25 protein-coding genes and 2 pseudogenes are annotated in these 21,096 nt (G+C 61.4%); 12 read left to right on the top strand and 15 right to left on the bottom strand.

Features of this window, described 5'->3' with window-relative positions; all coding sequences use genetic code 11:
- Window positions 1-118 precede the first annotated feature (118 nt).
- Window positions 119-1,315, top strand: coding sequence for an MFS transporter (locus ACLH0J_RS30955; protein WP_411390328.1), 1,197 nt, complete (start codon window positions 119-121; stop codon window positions 1,313-1,315).
- A gap of 43 nt (window positions 1,316-1,358) precedes the next feature.
- Here ACLH0J_RS30955 and ACLH0J_RS30950 read toward each other — a convergent pair whose 3' ends face one another.
- Window positions 1,359-1,910 carry an RNA polymerase sigma factor gene (locus tag ACLH0J_RS30950; RefSeq protein WP_411390327.1) on the bottom strand — a complete coding sequence of 184 codons (552 nt, stop codon included), beginning with the start codon at window positions 1,908-1,910 and terminating at the stop codon, window positions 1,359-1,361.
- 262 nt (window positions 1,911-2,172) lie between these two features.
- On the opposite strand from ACLH0J_RS30950, the gene sctW reads away from it, so the two are divergent.
- The 11 genes and pseudogenes from sctW (at window position 2,173) to sctU (ending at window position 12,309) form a co-directional block, all read left to right on the top strand.
- Window positions 2,173-3,237: a type III secretion system gatekeeper subunit SctW gene (sctW, locus tag ACLH0J_RS30945; protein ID WP_411390326.1), complete on the top strand. Its 1,065-nt coding sequence runs from the start codon at window positions 2,173-2,175 to the stop codon at window positions 3,235-3,237.
- Window positions 3,234-5,327, top strand: a complete 2,094-nt coding sequence (gene sctV / locus ACLH0J_RS30940; protein ID WP_411390325.1) for a type III secretion system export apparatus subunit SctV — start codon at window positions 3,234-3,236, stop codon at window positions 5,325-5,327. The genes sctW and sctV overlap by 4 nt, the downstream gene beginning before the upstream one ends.
- A 34-nt stretch (window positions 5,328-5,361) precedes the next feature.
- A complete protein-coding gene (locus ACLH0J_RS30935) occupies window positions 5,362-6,261 on the top strand; it encodes an FHA domain-containing protein (protein ID WP_411392915.1) in 900 nt (299 codons plus the stop codon).
- Window positions 6,258-7,616, top strand: a complete 1,359-nt coding sequence (locus ACLH0J_RS30930; protein WP_411390324.1) for a FliI/YscN family ATPase — start codon at window positions 6,258-6,260, stop codon at window positions 7,614-7,616. Before ACLH0J_RS30935 ends, ACLH0J_RS30930 begins: the two co-directional genes overlap by 4 nt.
- Window positions 7,603-8,031: a type III secretion system stalk subunit SctO gene (gene sctO / locus ACLH0J_RS30925; protein ID WP_411390323.1), complete on the top strand. Its 429-nt coding sequence runs from the start codon at window positions 7,603-7,605 to the stop codon at window positions 8,029-8,031. The genes ACLH0J_RS30930 and sctO overlap by 14 nt, the downstream gene beginning before the upstream one ends.
- Window positions 8,028-8,486: a type III secretion system HrpP C-terminal domain-containing protein gene (locus ACLH0J_RS30920; RefSeq protein ID WP_411390322.1), complete on the top strand. Its 459-nt coding sequence runs from the start codon at window positions 8,028-8,030 to the stop codon at window positions 8,484-8,486. Before sctO ends, ACLH0J_RS30920 begins: the two co-directional genes overlap by 4 nt.
- Window positions 8,483-9,496 (top strand): FliM/FliN family flagellar motor switch protein, encoded by a 1,014-nt coding sequence (locus ACLH0J_RS30915; protein ID WP_411390321.1) that lies wholly within the window; start codon window positions 8,483-8,485, stop codon window positions 9,494-9,496. The genes ACLH0J_RS30920 and ACLH0J_RS30915 overlap by 4 nt, the downstream gene beginning before the upstream one ends.
- Window positions 9,493-10,146, top strand: a complete 654-nt coding sequence (gene sctR, locus ACLH0J_RS30910; protein WP_411390320.1) for a type III secretion system export apparatus subunit SctR — start codon at window positions 9,493-9,495, stop codon at window positions 10,144-10,146. The genes ACLH0J_RS30915 and sctR overlap by 4 nt, the downstream gene beginning before the upstream one ends.
- A gap of 7 nt (window positions 10,147-10,153) precedes the next feature.
- On the top strand, window positions 10,154-10,417 hold the full coding sequence (gene sctS, locus ACLH0J_RS30905) for a type III secretion system export apparatus subunit SctS (protein ID WP_010566799.1): 264 nt from the start codon (window positions 10,154-10,156) through the stop codon (window positions 10,415-10,417).
- Window positions 10,418-10,427: 10 nt separating this feature from the next.
- Window positions 10,428-11,216, top strand: coding sequence for a type III secretion system export apparatus subunit SctT (gene sctT, locus ACLH0J_RS30900; protein WP_411390319.1), 789 nt, complete (start codon window positions 10,428-10,430; stop codon window positions 11,214-11,216).
- Window positions 11,213-12,309 (top strand): annotated as a pseudogene (sctU, locus tag ACLH0J_RS30895) (type III secretion system export apparatus subunit SctU). The gene sctT and the pseudogene sctU overlap by 4 nt, the downstream one beginning before the upstream one ends.
- Here sctU and ACLH0J_RS30890 read toward each other — a convergent pair.
- The 14 genes and pseudogenes from ACLH0J_RS30890 to ACLH0J_RS30825 all read right to left on the bottom strand — a co-directional run.
- On the bottom strand, window positions 12,310-12,660 hold the full coding sequence (locus ACLH0J_RS30890; RefSeq protein ID WP_411390318.1) for a transcriptional regulator: 351 nt from the start codon (window positions 12,658-12,660) through the stop codon (window positions 12,310-12,312).
- 11 nt (window positions 12,661-12,671) lie between these two features.
- Window positions 12,672-12,875 carry an HrpT family type III secretion system protein gene (gene hrpT, locus ACLH0J_RS30885; protein WP_411390317.1) on the bottom strand — a complete coding sequence of 68 codons (204 nt, stop codon included), beginning with the start codon at window positions 12,873-12,875 and terminating at the stop codon, window positions 12,672-12,674.
- On the bottom strand, window positions 12,872-15,007 hold the full coding sequence (gene sctC, locus ACLH0J_RS30880; RefSeq protein WP_411390316.1) for a type III secretion system outer membrane ring subunit SctC: 2,136 nt from the start codon (window positions 15,005-15,007) through the stop codon (window positions 12,872-12,874). The genes hrpT and sctC overlap by 4 nt, the downstream gene beginning before the upstream one ends.
- Window positions 15,008-15,021: 14 nt before the next feature.
- Window positions 15,022-15,414, bottom strand: coding sequence for a type III secretion protein (locus ACLH0J_RS30875; RefSeq protein WP_411390315.1), 393 nt, complete (start codon window positions 15,412-15,414; stop codon window positions 15,022-15,024).
- 1 nt (window position 15,415) lies between these two features.
- Window positions 15,416-15,634: a hypothetical protein gene (locus tag ACLH0J_RS30870; RefSeq protein WP_010566806.1), complete on the bottom strand. Its 219-nt coding sequence runs from the start codon at window positions 15,632-15,634 to the stop codon at window positions 15,416-15,418.
- 72 nt (window positions 15,635-15,706) lie between these two features.
- Window positions 15,707-16,300, bottom strand: a complete 594-nt coding sequence (gene sctL, locus ACLH0J_RS30865; protein WP_411390314.1) for a type III secretion system stator protein SctL — start codon at window positions 16,298-16,300, stop codon at window positions 15,707-15,709.
- 11 nt (window positions 16,301-16,311) lie between these two features.
- The gene (locus ACLH0J_RS30860) at window positions 16,312-16,860 is read right to left on the bottom strand and encodes a type III secretion protein (protein WP_411390313.1); all 549 of its coding nucleotides are present in this window, start codon (window positions 16,858-16,860) and stop codon (window positions 16,312-16,314) included.
- A gap of 13 nt (window positions 16,861-16,873) precedes the next feature.
- Window positions 16,874-17,674 carry a type III secretion system inner membrane ring lipoprotein SctJ gene (gene sctJ, locus ACLH0J_RS30855; RefSeq protein ID WP_411390312.1) on the bottom strand — a complete coding sequence of 267 codons (801 nt, stop codon included), beginning with the start codon at window positions 17,672-17,674 and terminating at the stop codon, window positions 16,874-16,876.
- A gap of 5 nt (window positions 17,675-17,679) precedes the next feature.
- The gene (locus ACLH0J_RS30850) at window positions 17,680-18,048 is read right to left on the bottom strand and encodes an EscI/YscI/HrpB family type III secretion system inner rod protein (RefSeq protein ID WP_411390311.1); all 369 of its coding nucleotides are present in this window, start codon (window positions 18,046-18,048) and stop codon (window positions 17,680-17,682) included.
- Between the two features lie 66 nt (window positions 18,049-18,114).
- The gene (locus ACLH0J_RS30845) at window positions 18,115-18,315 is read right to left on the bottom strand and encodes a hypothetical protein (RefSeq protein WP_411390310.1); all 201 of its coding nucleotides are present in this window, start codon (window positions 18,313-18,315) and stop codon (window positions 18,115-18,117) included.
- 150 nt (window positions 18,316-18,465) lie between these two features.
- Window positions 18,466-19,413 (bottom strand): sigma 54-interacting transcriptional regulator, encoded by a 948-nt coding sequence (locus tag ACLH0J_RS30840; RefSeq protein WP_411390309.1) that lies wholly within the window; start codon window positions 19,411-19,413, stop codon window positions 18,466-18,468.
- Window positions 19,414-19,778: 365 nt separating this feature from the next.
- On the bottom strand, window positions 19,779-20,318 hold the full coding sequence (locus tag ACLH0J_RS30835) for a hypothetical protein (RefSeq protein WP_411390308.1): 540 nt from the start codon (window positions 20,316-20,318) through the stop codon (window positions 19,779-19,781).
- On the bottom strand, window positions 20,311-20,715 hold the full coding sequence (locus ACLH0J_RS30830) for a hypothetical protein (protein WP_411390307.1): 405 nt from the start codon (window positions 20,713-20,715) through the stop codon (window positions 20,311-20,313). Before ACLH0J_RS30830 ends, ACLH0J_RS30835 begins: the two co-directional genes overlap by 8 nt.
- Before the next feature lie 28 nt (window positions 20,716-20,743).
- Window positions 20,744-21,016, bottom strand: a pseudogene (locus ACLH0J_RS30825) (contractile injection system protein, VgrG/Pvc8 family); the annotation flags it as partial.
- Between the last annotated feature and the right edge of the window lie 80 nt (window positions 21,017-21,096).

Below are 21,096 nucleotides of genomic sequence, written 5' to 3'. Positions count from 1 at the left end.
TGCTGGCCTTTTACAAAGCATGTCGTTAGCTCCCTAACGGGATAGCCTTTTCCTACCCCAAGGTGGCACATTGTCGCACCTGCCCCTGTGCATTCTCCCGCTGTACGGAAACCGCCTTATGTCTCTTGGTAACTCCCCCTCTGCCGGGCAAACCAGCCCGCTGGTCATGCGCGTCATCGGCGCGGTGGCGCTGGCGCATTTGATCAATGACTTGATCCAGGCGGTGCTGCCGTCGATCTACCCGATGCTCAAGGCCAGCTATGGCCTGACGTTCACCCAGGTCGGGCTGATTACCCTGACTTTCCAGCTCACCGCGTCGCTGTTGCAGCCGTGGGTGGGGTATTACACCGATCGCCATCCCCAGCCATTCCTGTTGCCGTGCGGAATGATCTGCACCCTGGCGGGGATTTTGATGATGTCTCAGGTCGGCAGTTTCCCGCTGATCTTGCTGGCGGCAGGGCTGATCGGCATCGGCTCCTCGACCTTTCACCCGGAAGCGTCCCGCGTGGCGCGGCTGGCGTCCGGTGGGCGCTATGGCCTGGCGCAGTCGACATTCCAGGTCGGCGGCAATGCCGGTTCTGCGTTCGGGCCGTTGCTGGCGGCGGCGATCATTATTCCGTTCGGCCAGGGCAATGTGGCGTGGTTCGGATTGTTTGCGGTGTTCGCATTGGCGGTGCTGTATGCCATCAGCCGTTGGTACCGCAACCACCTCAGCCTGTTCAAGCTCAAGGCCGGGCAGGCGGCGACCCATGGCTTGTCGAAACAACGTGTGATGAGTGCGTTGGTGGTGTTGGGGTTGTTGGTGTTTTCCAAGTATTTCTACATGGCGAGCATCACCAGTTACTTCACGTTCTACCTGATCGAGAAGTTCGACCTGTCGGTGGCCAGTTCCCAGTTGCACCTGTTTTTGTTCCTCGGCGCGGTGGCGGCGGGGACGTTTTTTGGCGGGCCGATCGGCGACAGGATCGGCCGTAAGGCGGTGATCTGGTTTTCGATCCTCGGCGCTGCGCCCTTCACCTTGTTGATGCCCCACGTGGACCTGTTCTGGACCAGTGTGCTCAGCGTGATCATCGGCTTCGTACTGGCCTCGGCATTTTCGGCGATTGTGGTGTACGCGCAGGAGTTGGTGCCGGGCAATGTGGGGATGATCGCCGGGGTGTTCTTCGGGTTGATGTTCGGCTTTGGCGGGATCGGCGCGGCGCTGCTGGGGCACCTGGCGGATGTTCATGGCATCGAGTACGTGTACACGCTGTGTTCGTTCTTGCCGTTGTTCGGGCTGCTGGCGATTTTCCTGCCGCGTACCCGAAAAGCCTGATCGCGTTGGGCAGATATCCCTGCCGCCCAACACGAAGTCTTTGTTACGGGTAACGCGAGGTGTGGGTGGCGCGTTTGAGTTGTTCGCGCGCGCGCGACAGGCGTGAGCGAACGGTGCCGATTGGAATGTCCAGCACGTCGGCCGTGTCCTGGTAGCTGCCGTCGGTTTCCAGTGAGGCATACAGGGTTTTGCGCATTTCCGTGGGCAGGTGGTCAATCGCGCTCAAGGTGTTTTCCAGGCGGCGGTTGACCTCGAACTCCCAGTCCAGGTTGTGCTGTTCTTCCTGGCCATGCCACAGCGATTCATCGAATTCGCAATGCACCGGTTTGGCGTACATGCGCCGGAAGTGATTGCGGATCAGGTTTTGCGCGATGCCGCACATCCAGGTGCTGAGCGTGGCGGTGCCGCTGAAACGCTCGCGGCTACGCCAGGCTTCCAGGTAGGTCAATTGCAAAATGTCATCCGCATCTTCCGGGTTGAGCACGCGCTTGTGAATGAAGCGGCGGAGCTTTTTTTGCTGGTCGTCTGTCAGGTGGAGCATGAATTGAGGCGAGCTGCCAACGAGGTGAGCTAAAGCTTCAATAGGGATATTCATGATTTTTTCCTTTGGGTAGACGCAGTCGAAACGTGTCGACTGCAGCCCTTTAGCACTGCCTGTGCCAAGCGGAAAAAACCAAATAACTTATTGATTAATATAAATAAATATCTTGAATTGAAGCGTTTTTGCGCAACTGTTTGCACGGAAAAACCGTGGCTTGTGCAAGTTTTTTCAAATTTGCCGATATGGCGGTTTTCGATGGAACCGTTGGGGCATGTCCTGCCACACAGGGAAACACTATTCCTGTACGGGCCTGTCCATGAAAGTCGAATCCACTCCCGATGTGCAAACGATCCCGCGCCTGGATCTACCGATCGTTGGCCATCCTCCTGCGCCTGTGTCCGCGAAGGGCGCTGACGAGCTCGCGCACCTGTTCAACCAGGAAGTGGAGGCCAACAATCGAACCCTGAGCCAGCGCAACATGGGGGTGCGCGTGCCGCCAACCGAGCAGTTGGCGCAACTCTACGATCAGTTAGGCCATCCGGCCCAGGCGACCCTGGCCGCAATCTCGCGTCGAATCCGTCTGCAACTGCTGCAGCACCCCAGTGTCGACAAAGTGCTCGACCTTGTCGGCGGCGACCCGGCGCGTGCGTTCGTGGTGCTCAAGTACGTGGCGGCCCAGGCGGACGCTGAAGTGCGTCCGTCCGAGGCGGCGCTGGCGCGCGATGCCATTGCGCGGCTGGAGACACGTTTCAAAGGCGAAATCCAGGCGGGCCTGAACATCGCCGTGGCGTTGCAGATCGCCGGTGTCGACCCACAGGAACGCCAGGCGCTGCGTGCGCTGTACTACGCCAGCGTGGTGACGCGCCAATCCCTGGCAACGATGATGCAGGCGCTGCTGGGGATCTACGGCGGCGAGCGTTTTTCCGAGGGGCTCAAGGTCATGCGCAAAGCCTTGGCGGACGATATCGCGGCCATGGTGTCGTCCATGCCCACGCCCCTGTTGCGCACCTTGCTGCTGGGCTTGCAAGGCTGCGGGCAGTTGAGCGCGGTGTTGGCCGGCTGCCATGCGTTGATCCTGCGCCTGGGCGTCGAGCATGACGGCGTGACCCTGCTGCAGCGCCTGCTGGGCTACGCCGGCAGCGGGATCGCAGCCGCTGAAATCCTGCGGCTGGGGGACGACCTGGGTGGCGGCGATATCGTCCGCCAACTGGTGGCCCTCAACGCGCTGTACCCGCTGATCCAGCAGTTGCCCCTGGCCTTGTGGCCCGACAGCCGAGTCCGTGACGAAACCCTGCGCGCCTTCCGGGTGGTGATGGATGAGCTTGACCGCATCCAGCGCGGCCCCAGCCGTTTTGCCGGTGAGCCGAGGAGCGCTCCGTGACCGCGCTGTCGGCCATCAATGGTGTATTGCTCAAAGTGGCACAGCGCGCCGAAGTGCTCGGCGCTGTGGTGGTCATGGCCATCGTGTTTATCTTTATCGTGCCGCTGCCCACCTGGCTGGTGGATATCCTGATCGCGCTGAATATCTGTATTTCGTGCCTGTTGATCGTGCTGGCGCTGTACTTGCCGGGGCCTTTGGCGTTCTCGTCGTTTCCGTCGATTCTGTTGTTGACCACCATGTTTCGCCTGGCGCTGTCGATTGCGACCACGCGCCTGATCCTGCTGGAGCAGGACGCCGGCGACATCGTCGAGGCCTTCGGCAATTTCGTGGTGGGCGGCAACCTGGCGGTGGGGATGGTGATCTTCCTGATCCTGACCCTGGTCAACTTCCTGGTGATTACCAAGGGTTCGGAGCGGGTTGCCGAGGTGGCGGCGCGGTTCAGCCTGGATGCGATGCCGGGCAAGCAGATGTCCATCGACAGCGATCTGCGTGCCGGCCTGATCGACGGGACCCAAGCGCGGGACAAACGCGACCAGCTGTCCCGTGAAAGCCAATTGTTCGGCGCCATGGACGGGGCCATGAAGTTCGTCAAGGGCGACGCCATCGCCGGCCTGATCATCGTCGTGGTCAACCTGCTGGGCGGTTTTTCCACCGGTATGTTCCAGCACGGCCTGAGTGCTTCCGATTCGATGGCGTTGTATTCGGTGCTGACCATCGGCGATGGCCTGATCGCGCAGATTCCAGCGCTGCTGATTTCCCTGACGGCCGGCATGATCATCACCCGCGTGGCGCCGGACGGGCGCCGGGGCATCAGTAACATGGGCGCCGAAATTGCCCGGCAAATGACCAGCGAGCCCAAGAGCTGGGTGATTGCCTCGGTGGGGATGCTCGCTTTCGCGATTGTCCCTGGCATGCCGACCGGGGTGTTTGTCTTGATCTCGCTGATCACCGGCTCCGTGGGTTATTACCTGCTGCGCCAGCGTCAACGCCAGGCGCAGCCGGCCGCGCAAACCACCGAGGCGGTGCGCCCCGAGGAAAACGGCAGCGAGGACTTGCGCGGCTTCGATCCGTCGCGGCCCTACCTGTTGCAGTTCCCCCCGGCGCTGCGCGGCACGCCTGAGGTGACGGACCTGATCCACGGTATTCGCCAGGCGCGCAATGCGCTGGTGGCCAATATCGGCTTGACCTTGCCGCCGTTCGAAGTCGAACTCGATGACACGCTGGCCTCCGATGAAATGCGCTTTTGTGTGCATGAAGTGCCGATGGTCAAGGCGTCGGTGGTCAACCGCCTGGCCGTCGAGCGCCAGGCGCTGAGCGTGGAACCTGCGGACGGGATACCGGGCCTGGCGGAACGCGACGAACAGGATTGGATCTGGCTGGCGCCGGATGATCCCTTGCTCGATGACCTGCAACTGGAGCGCTTCAGTGCGACGAGCCTGATCCTGGAACGCATGAAGCAGGCGATGATGCTCAGCGGGCCGCAGTTCCTGGGGATTCAGGAGAGCAAGTCGATCCTCAGTTGGCTGGAGCACAACCAGCCGGAACTGGTGCAGGAACTGCAGCGCATCATGCCGCTGTCGCGTTTCTCGGCGGTGTTGCAACGCCTGGCCAGTGAAGGCGTGCCGCTGCGTGCGGTGCGGTTGATCGTCGAGTCACTGATCGAGTACGGCCAGCATGAGCGTGAGCCCGAAGCGCTGGCCGATTACGCGCGCATCGCCCTCAAGGCGCAGATCTACCATCAGTACAGCGAGGCCGACGGCCTGCACGCCTGGCTGCTGTCGCCGCACACCGAAAACATTTTGCGCGAGGCCCTGCGCCAGACCCAGACCGGTGTGTTCTTCGCCCTGGACGACGAGCACAGCGCTGCGTTGATCAACCTGCTCAATCAAGCCTTTGCGTTACGGGCCAAGTACAAAAGCGTGCTGTTGGTGGCGCAAGACCTGCGCAGCCCCTTGCGCACCCTGCTGCTGGAGGAGTTCAACCATGTGCCGGTGCTGTCGTTCGCCGAGCTGGGCAGCACGTCGAAGGTCAAGGTCTTGGGGCGCATCGACGTGGGCCAGGACGAGCTGATGCGTGGTGCGGTGGCATGAGTATCGGGCCATGGCCGACGTGGAGGGACGGGTGATGTTTGAGCTACGGGTGCTGGACGGATTGCGCCAGGGTGCGGCGTTGCCGTTGTTCGGGGAGCAGTGGAGCATCGGTGCTCACCCCGACGCCGACTTGGTGCTGAACGATCCAGGGATCGCCGAGCACCATGCGCGGCTGCGCTTGCGCGGCGCCGACTGGTCGGTGCAGGCCGAGGCGGGACTGCTGCGCGGCGCCGAGGGGCAGGTGCTTGCACAGATCGCGAACCTGGCGTTGAGCGTGCCGTTCTCCGTCGGGGGTGTGCGCCTGTGCGTCACCCTGGCTGATCAGCCATGGCCCCAGGTCACGGTGTCCTCCGCGCCTGCGCTGCCGGCGGCGACCGAAGCGTCGCGGGCGCTGAAGTTATCAGCCATCTCCCACACGCAGCAAAAGCGTTTGATCAGTCTGGCGTTGGTGGTGGCGGTGATCGTCGCGGTGGTAGGCATGGCCCCGACCGGGGAGCACGAGGCGCAGGCGTCCTTGATGCCGCCCGTGGTGCGCAAGCAGGAACTGGCCTCACCGTTCGAGGTGCGCCAGCAGTTGCTCAAGATGCTCGGCGAGCGTGAGTTGAGCCCACGGGTCAGCTTGCAGGTGATCAATGGCCAGGTCGCGCTCAACGGGGACGTGTCCCAGGAGGATGTGGAGCTGGTGGCGCGCATGCTCAGCCGTTTCGGCGAGCAGTTCGACAGCGCGGTGCCGGTGATCAGCCGTGTGCGCGTGCGTGACGGGGCGCTGCCCTTTCGGATTGTGCAGATCGTCGGCGGGCCGAACGGTCATGTGGTCTTGGATGAAGGCAGCCGACTGTTCGTGGGCGACGAAATCGAAGGGCTGCGACTGGTGCAGATCGACAACAACAAAGTGGTGTTCGATGGCGTGCAGCGCTATGAGGTGCGCTGGTGAGCGCGCCCTTGCACGCGCGTCTCGACGCCTGGCAGCAGCAACAGACGCAGTCGCTCAACCGCTTTGCGCCGGTGACCATGCGCGGTCGCATCCAGCGGGTCAACGGCATGCTGCTGCAGTGCCGGCTGCCCCAGGCACGTATCGGTGACTTGTGCCAGGTGGAGCGCAATCCGGGCGACTTCATGCTCGCCGAGATCATCGGCTTCGATCAGCAGGATGCGGTGCTCAGTGCCCTGGGCAACCTGGAGGGTGTGCGCGTCGGTGCCGGGGTGGAACGCCTTGGGGTGTCGCATCGGGTGCAGGTCAGCGAGGCGCTGTTGGGCCAGGTGCTCGACGGCTTCGGGCGACCGATTGCGGGGCAGGGGCCCAGTGCGTTTGTCGAGGCGGACTTGCCGGAGACCAGCGCGGTGTTGTGCGAGGCGCCGTTGCCCACCGAACGACCGCGGATCAACCGTGCGCTGGCCACCGGCGTGCGTTCGATCGACGGCCTGCTCACCCTTGGCGAAGGCCAGCGTGTGGGGCTGTTCGCCGGCGCCGGCTGCGGCAAGACCACCTTGTTGGCCGAGATCGCCCGTAACGTGGAGTGCGATGTCATCGTGTTCGGCCTGATCGGCGAACGGGGGCGGGAGCTGCGTGAGTTTCTCGACCATGAGCTGGATGAGCAACTGCGCGCCAAGGCGGTGCTGGTGTGCGCCACGTCCGACCGCTCCAGCATGGAACGCGCACGCGCCGCGTTCACGGCCACGGCACTGGCCGAAGGTTTTCGGCGCAAGGGCCAGCGGGTGCTGCTGCTGATCGACTCGCTGACGCGTTTCGCCAGGGCCCAGCGCGAAATCGGCCTGGCCGCCGGCGAACCCCTGGGGCGCGGTGGCCTGCCGCCGTCGGTGTACAGCCTGCTGCCGCGCCTGGTGGAACGCGCCGGGTTGACCCGCGAGGGCGTGATCACGGCGATCTACACGGTGCTGATCGAACAGGACTCGATGAACGATCCGGTGGCCGATGAGGTGCGCTCGCTGCTCGACGGCCATATCGTGCTGTCGCGCAAATTGGCCGAGCGCGGGCACTATCCGGCCGTGGATGTGCTGGCCAGCCTGTCGCGGATTCTGAGTAACGTCGCCGTGCCGGAAGACATCCAGGCTGGCACGGCGTTGCGGCGTTTGTTGTCGGCATACCAGCAGATCGAACTGATGCTCAAGCTGGGCGAATACCAACCCGGCAGCGATGCCCTCACCGACCTGGCCGTGGACAGCCGCCAGGCGGTCGATGGTTTTCTGCGCCAGGACCTGCGGGAGCCGACGCCCCTGGAAACGACCCTGGAGCAACTCAAGGAGCTGACGACCCATGTCCCTTTCTGATGGTCGGCTCAACGAGGTTGAGACGTTGCGACGCCTGCGCAGGCATCGGGCCGACCGCGCCGAACGCGCCCTGCGTGAAGCCCAGCGCGCCCAGCAGACCCTGCTCGCGCATATCCAGCAGGCCCAGGACGCGCTTGAGCAGACGCAGCAGGAAGAAGCCCAACAAAGTGCGCAATTGCTCAGCCGCCACCAGGGCCAGGTGTTGAGCCTGCAGGCCCTGAAATCCTGGAGCGCACAGGAGCGCTCCTTGTCGGCCAGTACCCAGCGCGACAAGGGCCGGCTGCAAGCCTTGCAAGGCCAGCGCGAAGAAAAGGAACGCCGCATCGGCAGTGCTCAACGGCAGGTCACCGAGTGCCTGCGGCAAGTGGAAAAACTTCACGAGTTATCTCTTCTATTGGCTCAGGAGCCGACATGACCCAGGTTTCGAATACCCCCACTGAGCCACCACGCCCACGTGAGTCGCGGGAGGACCGTGAGCCCTCCACGGCTGGCGTCGTGGTCTGGGAGCAAGGGCGATTGTTCGCCCGGTTGTTTACCGATAGCGGCGAAGACACGGGGACGCGTGGTTCCTTGTCGGGCGCCAGGGCGGCCAGCGGTGCGGCCATGATCGAGGCGCTTGCCGAGCAACTGGCGCCGCGCATCCAGGCCACTGCGCAGTGGCCGCTGCAGGCGGTGCTGTACCTGCCGCGCCTGGGCCGGATCAACGCCAGCGTGCGCCGTGAGCAGGGCGCGTGGGCGATCGAACTGGACGCCGAGCACGACGCGACGGCGCGTTGGCTCAGTGGCGTGCGGCAACCGTGCGAGGACCGATTGGCCGGCGCGCTGGGGCAGCCCGTCAGTCTGTTGCTGCCCACTGTCGGCTGCGCATGATCATGCCGCTGCTGACATTGCCGTTGATCAAGGGCGACACGGTGGCCGCACGCCGTCGGCTCGGCCGTGGGCTGTGCCTGGCGTTTCAGGTGGCCGGGCAGGGCGGGGAACTGCACCTCGAACCGGGACGTGCCCCTGCTGGCGCCGAGGCGTTGTGCTTCGACACCGTGTGCGGCGTGCTGGCGTTCGCCGAGGCGGGGCCCTTGCTCAGTCTGCTGGGCGAATGCCCGGTGACATTGGCCCAGGCCGGCAACGACCCTGAGTCGTGGTTCTGGGGCTTGTTCCAGTATCACCTGAGCGCCGAGGTGAAAACGCTGCTGGGCTATGTGCGACTACTCAAGACCGAACGCCCCAAAGGCTTTGGCTGCCGGGTCAGCGTGACCCTGGGCGCGTCCCGCGCCAGTGGCTATGTGTGGCTGAGCCCCGAGAGCTTCCTGGCGTTGTGCGATGCCGGTGCGTGGCGCGCCACCGCCGCGCCGATGCCGGCGCCGTTTCAACTGGCTATTGCCGTGACCCTGGGGCGTTTGCAGTTGCCGATGGCGCAGGCGCGCAGCCTGCGGGCCGGCGATGTGCTGGTGCTTGAGCACAGTTTTTTCAACGCCCAGGGCCATGGCTATCTCCAGGTTGGCAAACAGCGGCTGCGCGGGGGTATCGAGGATGACACCGGACCGTTGTGCATGACCCTAACTTCTATCGAGGACACGTCTGTGGACGAAGATTTTGCAACCCCTTCCTACTCGGGTTATGAGGAGGATGAACCGGTAATGGATGTATTCGGCCACGAGCCGTTCGATGAGTTGAGCATGACGCTGAGCGTGCGCTGCGGCACGCTGAACCTGACGTTGGGCGAACTGCGCAACCTGGCGCCCGGTGCGGTGCTGGGGGTTGCCGGCTATGCGCCGGGCATGGCCGGTCTGTATTACGGCGAGCGACCGATCGGGCAGGGCCAGTTGGTGGAAGTCGACGGGCGCCTGGGTTTGCAATTGTCCCGCGTGATGTTCGGCCGATGACGCTGCAGGGTATCGACCCCCTCATTCTCGCGGTATTCCTCGGCGCGCTGTCGCTGATGCCCATGCTGTTGATCATCTGCACTTCGTTTTTGAAGATCGTCATTGTGCTGATGATTACCCGCAACGCCCTCGGTGTGCAGCAGGTGCCGCCGAGCATGGCCATCAACGGCATCGCCCTGGCGGCGACGCTGTTCATCATGGCGCCGGTGGGGTACGAGATCGCCGCGAGCGTCAAGGCTTCGCCCCTGGACATGAGCAACGTGCAGACGTTTCTGCAGACGGGCAATGAGGCCATCCAACCGTTGCGGGCGTTCATGCTGCGCAACGTCGACCCGGATGTGCTGACGCACCTGCTGGAAAACACCGCGCGCCTGTGGCCGGCGGAAATGGCGCAGGAGGTGCAGCGCGAAGACCTGATCCTGCTGATCCCGGCGTTCGTGCTCTCGCAATTGCAGGCGGGGTTCGAGATCGGGTTTCTGATCTACATCCCCTTTATCGTCATCGACCTGATTGTCTCCAACCTGCTGTTGGCGCTGGGCATGCAAATGGTCTCGCCGATGACCATTTCCCTGCCGCTCAAGTTGCTGTTGTTCGTACTGGTGTCCGGCTGGTCACGGCTGCTCGACAGCCTGTTCCTTTCCTATCTCTGAGGGGCGTATGGAACCGATCGTGCTGTTCAAGCAGGGCATGTTGCTGGTGGTGGTGCTGTCGGCGCCGCCGTTGATCGTGGCGGTGGTGGTGGGGGTGCTGACGTCCCTGGTGCAGGCGCTGATGCAGGTCCAGGACCAGACGCTGCCCTTTGGCATCAAGCTGGTGGCGGTGGGGATCACGCTGATCCTGACGGGGCGCTGGATTGGTGTGGAGTTGATTCAACTGATCAACCTGACATTCGACATGATCGGCCGCTCGGCCCTGAACTGAGGCCTCGCCTGTGCTGCTTTATCTCGACTACCTGCCCAGCCTGATGCTCGGCATGGCGCGTATCTACCCCTGCGCCATACTGGTGGCGGCGTTCTGTTTCCAACACATCCGCGGCATGCCTCGGCACACCATTGTGATGGTCATGGCGCTGCTGCCGGCGCCGGGTATCCATGCGGCGTTGGCGGGCCACGACTACTCAGCGCTGATGCTCGCTGCCCTGGCGCTCAAGGAGTTGGCGCTGGGGTTGCTGCTGGGCGTGCTGTTGTCGATGCCGTTCTGGATGTTCGAGTCGGTGGGCGCGTTGCTGGACAACCAGCGCGGCGCCTTGGCCGGTGGCCAGCTCAACCCTTCGCTGGGGCCGGATGCGACGCCGATCGGGCACCTGTTCAAGCAGTTGGCGATCTTTCTGCTGATGGCCAGCCTCGGCTTGGGCGCGTTGACCCAAGTGATCTGGGACAGTTACCTGATCTGGCCGCCCACCGTCTGGTTTCCGCTGCCGGCCACCAACGGGTTCAGCGTCTTTATCGGCCTGCTGGGCGATACCTTCATGCACATGATGCTGTACGCCGCGCCCTTTATCGGGGTGCTGCTGTTGCTGGAATTCGGCATCGCGCTGCTGGGGGTCTACAGTCAGCAACTGCAGGTGAGCACACTGGCGCCGCCGGTCAAGAGCCTGGCGGGTATCGGCATTCTGTTGCTGTACTTCGCGTTGTTGCAGGACCTGATCGTCGGGCGCATGGGCCAATTGGGCGACCTTAGACATTCCCTCGGGCTGCTGTTCAAGGCGGCGCTGCCATGAGTGATTCGGGGGAAAAAAAGCACCCGGCGTCGGCCAAGAAACTGCGTGACCAGCGCAAGAAAGGCCAGGTCGCCCAGAGCCAGGATGTGGGCAAGTTACTGGTGCTGACGGCAATCAGTGAGATCGCCCTGTTCACCGCGCAGAGCAGCCTGCAACGCTTCCAGCAAATGCTGGTGTTGCCGATGTCACGCTTGGACCAGCCCTTTGCACGGGCGCTGGAAGAGGTGCTGATCGACGGCCTGGTGGTGTTTTTCTCGTTCTCCCTGTTGATGGTCGGGGTGGCGGTGGCCATGAAGCTGATCAGCAGTTGGATGCAGTTCGGCCTGCTGTTCGCGCCGGAAGCCCTGAAGCTCGATTTCAATCGCCTCAACCCGGTCAGCCAGCTCAAGCAGATGTTTTCTGCTCAGTCGCTGATGAACCTACTGATGAGCCTCGCCAAAGCTTTACTGATTGGGCTGATCCTGTACGTGGTGATCCGCCCCAACCTGGGCACGTTGATCAACCTGGCGACCAGCGATTTGCAGAGCTATGTGCTGGCACTGATCGAACTGTTCCGGTATCTGCTGCATGCGTGTCTTGGGCTGTTGCTGGTGCTGGCGCTGATCGACTTCACCTTGCAGAAACACTTCTTCGCCAAGCGCATGCGCATGACCCAGGTCGAGGTCGTCAAAGAGTACAAGGACATGGAGGGCGACCCCCATGTGAAGGGCCAGCGGCGTGCGCTGGCCCAGCAATTGGCCCAGGAAGAACCCAAGGTCAAGCTGCCGAAGTTGGAAGAGGCCGACATGCTGGTGGTCAACCCGACGCACTTTGCAGTGGCCCTGTATTACCGCCCTGGCCAGACGCCATTGCCGCTGCTGGTGGGCAAAGGCACTGACGCCGAGGCCCGCCTATTGATCCGGCGGGCGAAGGCGGCAGCGGTGCCGGTGATCCAGTGCGTGTGGCTGGCCCGCACGCTGTATACGAAAAACCTGGGCGCCAGCATCCCGCGTGAAACCCTGCAGGCCGTGGCGCTGATCTACCGTACTTTGCGCGAGCTCGACGATGAGGCCAAGCGCGAAACCTGGAATTGCCGGAACTCGAGCGCCGCTGATCAGCGGCTGGTGCGGGCATCCAGGGCGGTGAGGTCGGCCAGGGACAGCAGGCGGCTGAGGGTTCTGTCGAGTGCTCCATGGGCGGCCGGCAGCGCGTGCCAGATCACCAGTGCGCCCTGGGCGTCGAGGTAGGCAAAGCAGCCATCGAACGCCACGGCCTGCTCGAAGCGCCGCTCCAGTACCCGTTGCAATTGCCCGGTTTGCAGTGCTTCGCGGGCGACGTGCAAGGCCAACCCCGGTTGCTGGCCGGCCTGCTGAGCGCACACCTTGATACCGGGCGCGAGGGGCAGGTGAGCGGCGGTGCCGCTCACCAGGCTGTCCAGAAACACCTGGCGTTGATCGTCGGGCATTGCCTCCAGGCTCATCGTTCCAGCGATACCGTCTGGTAGTCCGCCCGTTCCCCGGCGGGGCCCGGCTCGGCGCGCATCTGCGGTGGCCACCAGATCACCAGGGTGTTTGCGCTCGATTGCGGGCGTGAGCAGGAGTCGCCTTTGCAAGTGGGGGTGCAGCCGGCGACGAGCAACGCCGCGCCGATCAGGGTGACGCACAATAAGCGCTGTTTCATGGTGTGGCCTTCAGAGCGGGAGTGATCAAGGAGGGGCGGGGTACGCTGAGGTGTTCATCCTTCACCACCGGGCGCATGGCGATAAACACTTCGGCTTCTTCACCCGGCTTGAGCCAGGCGCGCGGCCACACGCTGACGGCCAGGGTCTGCGAGTTGCTGCATTCTTTTTCGTCGATACGTACGTTGCGCTTGAACTGGTTGCGCAAGACCACTACCGCCACGTTGTACTCCGGGCCGGCATACCATTGGCTGCGTTCGGTGTTCAGCGCGAGCAGGTCGCGGGTGCTGCACAAGGTCTCCAGCCCCAACGGCATCGGCGCGGCCTTGAAGGCCTTGGGCACTTCGCCGCTGACCAGGTGCGCCAGGGTGCTGGTGATGTCGCTGCGTTTGATCACCGGCTGGTGAGGGGCGTAGCGGCGTGCCAAGGGTGCCAGGGCGGCTTGCAATTCAACCTGGTCGGCCTGGGGCAAGTAGCGCGACGGGTCGGCCTGGTCACCGATGACGCGCGGGGTGAGGATGAACAGGCGTTCACGCCGGTTGTTCTGGCGCTCGGTGGAGGAAAACAGCGCTTTACCCAGCAGCGGAATATCGCCGAGCAGCGGCACCTTGCTGTGCTTGTCGCTGCTTTCGGTGACGTGGAAGCCACCCACCACCAGCGAGCGTTTTTCCGCCATCACCGCTTGGGTGCTGACCTTGCCTCGGCGCACATCCAGGTTGCCGGGGGTGGGGTCGGTTTCGTCGAAGTTGCCGTCTTCAATGTCCACCACCAAGTGAATCTGGTGGCTGCCACGGCTGGTGATGACTCGGGGCACGACCTGGAAACTGGTGCCCACGGTGACCGGCAAGATGGTCGCGTTCTCGTGGCCGGGGGTCAGGAACTGGGTGCGGTTGAAGTCGATCACCGCCGGCTGGTTTTCCAGGGTGAGCACCGACGGGTTGGAGACCATGGTCGCCAGCCCCTTGGCTTCCAGTGCGCGTATGTCGGCGTAGAACCGTTCGCGGTGTTCGATCGACAACTGCGACGACGTGCCCGGCGCGACATTGGCGCCGCCACGGAAGCGGCTGTTCTGAAACCCCCAGTTCACCCCGAACTCGCGCAATTGTGTGCGCTCGATATCGAGAATGATCGCGTCGATCTCCACCAGCTTGCGCGCCACATCGAGTTGGGCGATCAACTCGCGGTACATGGCCTGGCGTTCCGGCAGGTCGTAGATCAGCACCGAGTTATTGCGCACATCGGCTTCGACGCGAATGCGGCTGGTGGGCGCCGGCGCGCGTGGGGTCAGCGCGGGGCCCATGTCCAGTGGCCCGCCGTGGGGGGCCGAGCCGAGCATCTGCCCCAGCAACGGGTTGTTCAAGCGTGGCACGTTCGGCGTGAGCGGCGCCGGCTGTGAGGCGGGCCGCTGGCTGAGCCCCGACAGGGCCGAGGCGGCACGGGGCTCCAGCAAGCCGCGCAGAATACTGGCGACTCCCGGCACCGCGAGTTTCTCGCCGCGATAATCGACCTGGCGGTCGGCGGCGTTGGCGAACTTCAGTGGGAAGCTCAGCACGCTCTGTTTTTCATCCGGCGAACGGCGTTGGCTGCTGAACTGCTTGATCTGCTCGATGTAACGTCGCGGGCCCGAGACGAGTACCACGCCATCTTCGGGCAGCTCACCCCAGCCGAAACGGCTGTCGAGCAGGCCGATATCGGTCAGGGCCTGCTTGAGGTCGGCAATGGTCTCGGAAGACACCTCCAGGCGCGCCGACTCTTGCTGGTCCAGGGTGCTGATGTAGAGGGTGTTGTTGTACAGGTACCACTGGAAACGATGCTCTACCCCTAATCTGTCGAGCAATGACTGCGGGGTATTGGCGCGTATCTTGCCATTGACGTTGCCTTCCAGCAGGCCCTCGACATGCAGCTGTGTGCCAAAGGTCTGGGCGAAGTCTTCGAGCACTTCGCGCAGGGGCTTGTGTTCAGCCTCATAGGCGTAGGCGGTGTTTTTCCATTCGGCCGGGATGGCGGCCAAGGTGTTTCCCACGGGCATCAGTAGGCAGGAAAACAGCAGCATGTTGCGCCAATGCGGGCGTTGGGATGAAGGGCCAGGCGAATCGAGGCGCAAGCGGCTGCGCTTGTGGATCTTGTTATTCATGGGCAGTGCTCTGGTTAGTACGACAGTGAACGTAGCGAGGTGGGTTTGAGGTGCTCGGTCTGGGGTGCCAGCCGCGCGAAAGTGGCGCGCCAGGTGTCGCGTTGGTTGAGCAGGGTTTCGAGGCAACCGAGCACATAGGCTTCGCCCTGTCCGCCCCGCACGTTTTGAATCAGCCACAGCGCGCCGCTGTCGGCTTTCTGGGCCAGTGCGCCGTGGAAATGATTCAGGCTGGCGGCCCCCAGGCGCATCCAGCGTTGCAGTGCCGGGTTATCCGAGCGCGTCGACGTCAGTTGCGCCCCCAGTAACAGGGTGTCGCCCTGATGCTTGAGGAGGATTTCGTCGTTGCCTTCGAACACGCTCAGTTGCGCTTGGCGGCTGTTCAACCAGTCGTTGATGACCCCGCGCACGTTATTGAAAGCTCTCGAAGGCACTTTTGAGCAACAGATGGTTGACGCGGTTATGTTCCAGATACGCCATCTGGGTGGTTGAACTCTTGACGGCCAGGTTGAAGAAGTAATCGGCGTCTTCACTGTTTTCCATCGCCTCTCCCGAACTGGAGGTAAAACGTTTGTGGGCGGTGGTGCTGTTGTTCAGCAGTTGACGCGACAGATCCTTGTAAAAGTCCATGGGGTGTTCCTCTCATGTTCTGTGGATGTGCTGGGATGAAACGAGGGGTGATTTTTCGCGCGGAGCGTTTAGTCAGATGTCTATCCAGTAGTCCTTGCCTTGGTTGAAGAACGTGTCGAGCATCGAGCGCCAACTGATGCGGAAATCGCCTTCGTCGGTGTTCAATACCAGTGTCTGGAGCGGGATCGTTTCGTCGGCGTGGAGCTTCCAGAACGTCGCCTTGTGCTTGGCCAGACAGCGTTTGATCTCCTCCAGGTCTTGGGGGTGGCAGAGCAACGTCGCGTCGATCTCCTGAACCTGGCTCGCGAGCAATTGCTTGAGCAGGGCAGCCAGTCGCTGGGGCGCGACGGTTTCGTCCAGCAGCGAGCGGATCGCTTGGTGGGTGATGGCGGTCGCGTAGTGTTCCAGGCTGTCGTGCATCGCCTGGCGCTCGCGCTCCCAGCGTTTGAGCTGGGCATCCGCGCGTTGCCAGATTTCCAGCGAGGCCTGTTCGCGCAGTGCTTCGCATTGTTGCTCTGCCTGCCTCACTTGCTCTTCGGCCTGGGCCTTGGCGCGGCTCAGGAGTTGGTTGGCCTGCTGCCAGTTGGCGAGCTCTTCGCGGGGGATCAGGCTGGTGCGCACGCCAGACAGGTTCTGGGGCAATTCGATCGTGTGTCGGCATAACATCGCGGGTGTCCTTACTCGTTCGAGTCCGGTGGCAAGGGGTCGCTTGCCAATGTGGTCACGCGCCACACGACGGCTTGCCATAGGGTGTTCAGTCGGCTGCTGCCGTTTTCCAGCGAGAGGTTTTGCTGCTCAACCTGGTGCACGCGCTCGCGGGGAAAGCGCAATCGAAGGCGCTGCCAGGTCGTGGGGTCCACCCAGCTGTGGAGCAATTGCAACGGGTCGGCATCGGGCGCCAGCATGGCCGGCGGCAGCGCTTTGGAAAGACGCATGCACCACAGGTGATGGCTGTCGCTCAAGGGCGTGGCGGCTTGCGGGTTGAAGGTGTCGTGAACCAATGTCAACGCCAGGTTGAGTTGTTCCGTCGAGGCCAGGGCCAGGCGTAGCACGGTTGGATGGGGAGCGGGCGGCAGGCACGGCGCAATGCCCGTGAGGCTGGCCGGCGCCGAGCATCCACTGTGATGAAACGCGTCGATCGCGGGGTGTTTGTCGCCTTTCCAGTCGCCGTGGGCGTACTTCCAGGGGAACGCCCACCATTGCGCCCAGGCCAGGTGTTCGCTCATGGGATGATCGGACCTAGACGTCATGGGCAGTGCCGGTCAATTCGCCCGCGCCAGGCGACCTTTGCGCAAGACGCTGACGCCGATTGTGCAGGAACAGGGCGGCGACCACGGCTGACACCAGGCCGAGCAGGGTGACGATTATGCTGCTTCGCCAGTACCCGAGGTCGTCGCTGGGCACCAGGAACGGGCCGAAATACACCAGGCGTTGTTGTTCCTGATACGTGGCGGCCGGCACGAATATCACCGTGAGTTTCTGCGGGTTGTCGACGGCCGTGGTCATGCCCGGGATGCTGCTCGCCACCATTCGGCGAACGCGTGCGCGAATATTGTCGGGGTCCAGGCGCGGATCATGCTTGATGAAGACCGACGCGGAGGCAGGCTGGACCGGCTCGCCCGGTGCGATGCGCTCCGGCAGCACCACATGCACGCGGGCAACGATCACGCCATCAATGTTGGACAGTGTGGCCTCAAGCTCCTGGGACAAGGCGTAGATATAGCGCGCACGCTCTTCCAGCGGTGTGGAAATGACCCCTTCCTTGCGAAACGTATCGCCCAGTGTCGTCCTGGCCACGCGGGGCAGGCCGGCGGCCTCCAGCGTGCGCACGGCACGCCCGATGTCCTGCGCGTTGACCGCCACGACTACACCGTCCTTGGCCGGTATTTTCTGCGCGCGTATATGTTTATCCGCCAATTCGGCGACGACTTCGTTGGCTTCCTGCTCGGAGAGTTGGCGATGAAGTTCCACGCGGTCACTGCAGCCGCTCAACATCAACGTAACGGCCAGTAGGAAAGCGGCAGGCAGAAAGTTAGTCATCTTCACTATTGCAGGTTACTGAGTTTGTCGATGCATTGGGTTGCTTTGCCAAGGCTCTTGACGAGCAATTGCGACGTGAGCACCGCATTGGACAATTCCCGTGGGTATTCTTTGAATTGATCCATCTCGATGCCTTTGCTTGAAGACTTCAGTGCACGCGCAAGGCGGCTTTCCGAAGCCTTGAGCTGCTTGGAGACGTCGCTCAGCAGCGTCGATGCGCCCGTGTTCGCTGTGGCGGTGGGGGGCGGTGTCGAGTGCTCCAGCATCGACCTGAAGAACGTGACATCGGTATTGGGGCCTGAAAACTCTCGCGTGTTGTAGGCGCCTTCCAGACCGTCAGGTTGGGGGCGCGCGCCATATTCTTTTATCTGCATACAAGGCCTGCGATGGAAGTGACTGAAGCAGGCTCCCCGGCCGCTGAGCCGGGGAGGTAAACGTTGTTATCGGATCTCTTTGGCGGCCGCATACTTGTTGGTGATTCGGCGAGCGGCCAGTGTTTGCTGGAAACCTTCTTCGGCGACCGCTTCGGCTTGTTTGGCCTGACTGCTTGAACTACCTGAACTTCCACTTCCCAATCCGCTGCTGGACCAGGAATTTGCGCCATATGAGTTGTTACCCGAAGACAGACCCTGAATAGACATGATAAGACTCCAATTTCAATTTAAGAGTTGGTTCATTTGCCGTGGGTTAAGTTGTGCTGATGTTCAGCCCTGTTTTCTCGCTTTAACCAGGCTATGACTGTGTGGTGCAGGCCGATAAAGCGTTCCAGATGTTTCCGAGAGCAAATGTTTCTATATGTTTGATGGCGAACGGTCTTGTGCCAGTGATATGCCCAGTTGTTTCATCCTGTGGTACAGCGTGCGCTTTGCAACGCCCAGATCCATGGCCACGGTGTCGACACAGTGCTGATGGCGGTGCAGTGCTTCTTCAATCAGGGCTTTTTCAATCTGCTGCAGCCGTTCCTTGAGGCACAGCGGGGTGTCCTGTTGGCTGCTCCCGGGCGTCGATAGCGGTGGCAGGCCCAGGACGAAGCGTTTGGCCGTTGACCGCAGTTCACGCACATTGCCCAGCCACGGATGGCACAGCAGCTGTTGCAGCAGCCCACTGGAGGGGAGCGGGGCGGTGCATTTGAAGTGGTTGGCTTCCTGCTGGATCATGTCCAGAAACAGCGGAATGATGCGCTCGCGCCGCTCCCGCAGGGCCGGGAGCTGGATGTTGACCACATTGAGGCGAAAGTACAGGTCGCGCCTGAAGGTGCCGTGCTCGACCATCGTATGCAGCGAGTGCTGGGCAGACGCGATGACGCGCATGTCCACCGGGATGAACCGCGTCGAACCCAGGCGCTCCACGCCGCGCGACTCCAATACGCGCAGCAGCTTGGCTTGCAAGCTCAAGGGCATGCTGTCGATCTCATCGAGGTACAAGGTGCCCAAGTGGGCGGCCTCGACAAAACCGGCACGGGATTGCATCGCGCCGGTATAGGCACCGCTGTTCACGCCGAACAATTGACTTTCGGCGAGGCTTTCAGGGATGGCCGCACAATTGACGGCCACAAAGTTACCCCGCCGGCCCGATAAATGATGAACCCGTTGAGCCAACGTATCCTTGCCCGTGCCGGTTTCTCCCAGTAACAGAATGTCAATGTTCAGGGCGGCAGTGCTGTTGAGTGTGCGTTCAATATCCGGGCCTTCGATGAGTGAAATGCCTGTTTCATGTTTCCTGTGGACGAAGGCCGACATCGGATGCAGCTCCATTATCGTGATGACTTCACTGTAGAAAGGCCCGCATACAGACGCCGATCAGAAGAACGCAGATTATAAAAATTGTCCTGTGTGCTTAAAGTAGTCACGTGCCGGAATGCTGTAGGAAAATGTTGGTAAATGAGTGATTTATAGTGAAAGAGGGTGAGCGTGAGGTTCAGCTGGAAAGGTAAATAGGAGAAATCCGGGAATGTTTTTTAGGGTGTGGCGGATGTTCGTTTTATTTTGAATTGAAATGAAATGAGCTTTTTTTGTGTGCGCGGCGGTGATGGTTTGTCGTCAGGTGGGGCTTGGTAGGGGGCAGTAAGTCGAGTATTTGCTTTTGATGCCCCTTGTTATAGCCGTTAGTCAGTGCTCATGGGGACATTTACCTTGGCTTTGATGAACGGTACGTCTGGAGATAGATAGGGCTTGATGAAATTTGCTACCGCTTCTTTTTGTTTGCGCTTGCAGAAGATATTGAGGTTCCATTTCACTATTCGTCCAAGACGTTGATCAAAGTGACAAAACTTCAAGTCCACTACTTCTCTATTGGTTGCAATTGCTAATTGCGTGAAATCTTTCCATTCGCAGCACTCTATTCCAGAACGAGTAAAGCGATAGGCAAAGTTCATTCGTTGGTGGGTTATTGATATTAAAGCGGTAGTGACGGTAATGAGAAATAATAGGGTTGATATTACGTTGAAGACTGGATCTTCTTCCGTGCTTCGATATAGGAAGATGGATCCGGTTGTTATTGTGATGAAGCAAAACCAAAACATTGCGTTGGCTACAAAAGTGTTGTAGTTGCGCGCGCGGATTGCCCACGCCAATAGTTCCGGTTCATTTGTATACTTCCAATGAAGTTCTGGCGGCAGAACAAGTGGTTTGCTGATATTAAACATCGTTGGGCTCGTTAGTTTGATTGTTTGGGATGTTTAGCTTTAATGGCTGCGTTGCTTTTTGGCTAAGCACGATGCCATCTTCTTCTGTTAATTCACCGCTAAAGGCATTGTTAGCCCGGTCGGCCTCATGGGTGGACCATTCGAGTTTCAGCCGACATATATAACCGCGCCCATCCCCTCTCTGAAGCACCCCAGGCGGATACTTGATTTCGAGTTCAAGGATTGGATTGTCTATCGGTGTGCCAATCCACACCTGCCAAAGTCGGTGTTGTTTGGTGTTTGTATAAGTGAAGTCAGCCGGATTGGGTTTGCCGCCGGGGCCGTTGGGCAGTTGTCCAAGCTGTGTTGGATCAACCCAATTGCCATCGAGAAATTGCTCGTAAAAACCAGCAGGCATGGTTCGCAGCCTATTCTCGGCGCGCAATAACGCGATAGCGACTCAGGCGTTTGCCGGCGTCGCCTTGGGCGACACGGTAGACCTGGCCGTGTATGCCGTGGCCTCGTGGATCGAAGGACAGGAACGCCTGCTTATGCAGGAGTTTTTCCAGGTCGATGTCAGGTTTTTCGCTGACCAGTTCGAGGTCGAAGCGATAGGGTTGGCTGATGCCTTCGGTGCCTGTGAACGAGAGGACTTGCAGGTCGCCGGTGAAGTCTTCGATGGTGAGGCTGAAGTTAATTTTGTTAAAGGGGTTGAACATGGTTGGCTCCCTGTTTAGTGGTCATCCGTAGTCGTAAATAAATGGGGTTTAGTTCACATCGCACAATCACGGGAAACAGC

This window comes from Pseudomonas sp. MPB23 (assembly GCF_046605395.1).
Classification (GTDB): domain Bacteria; phylum Pseudomonadota; class Gammaproteobacteria; order Pseudomonadales; family Pseudomonadaceae; genus Aquipseudomonas.
This window is presented reverse-complemented; position numbering and strand designations above follow the sequence as displayed.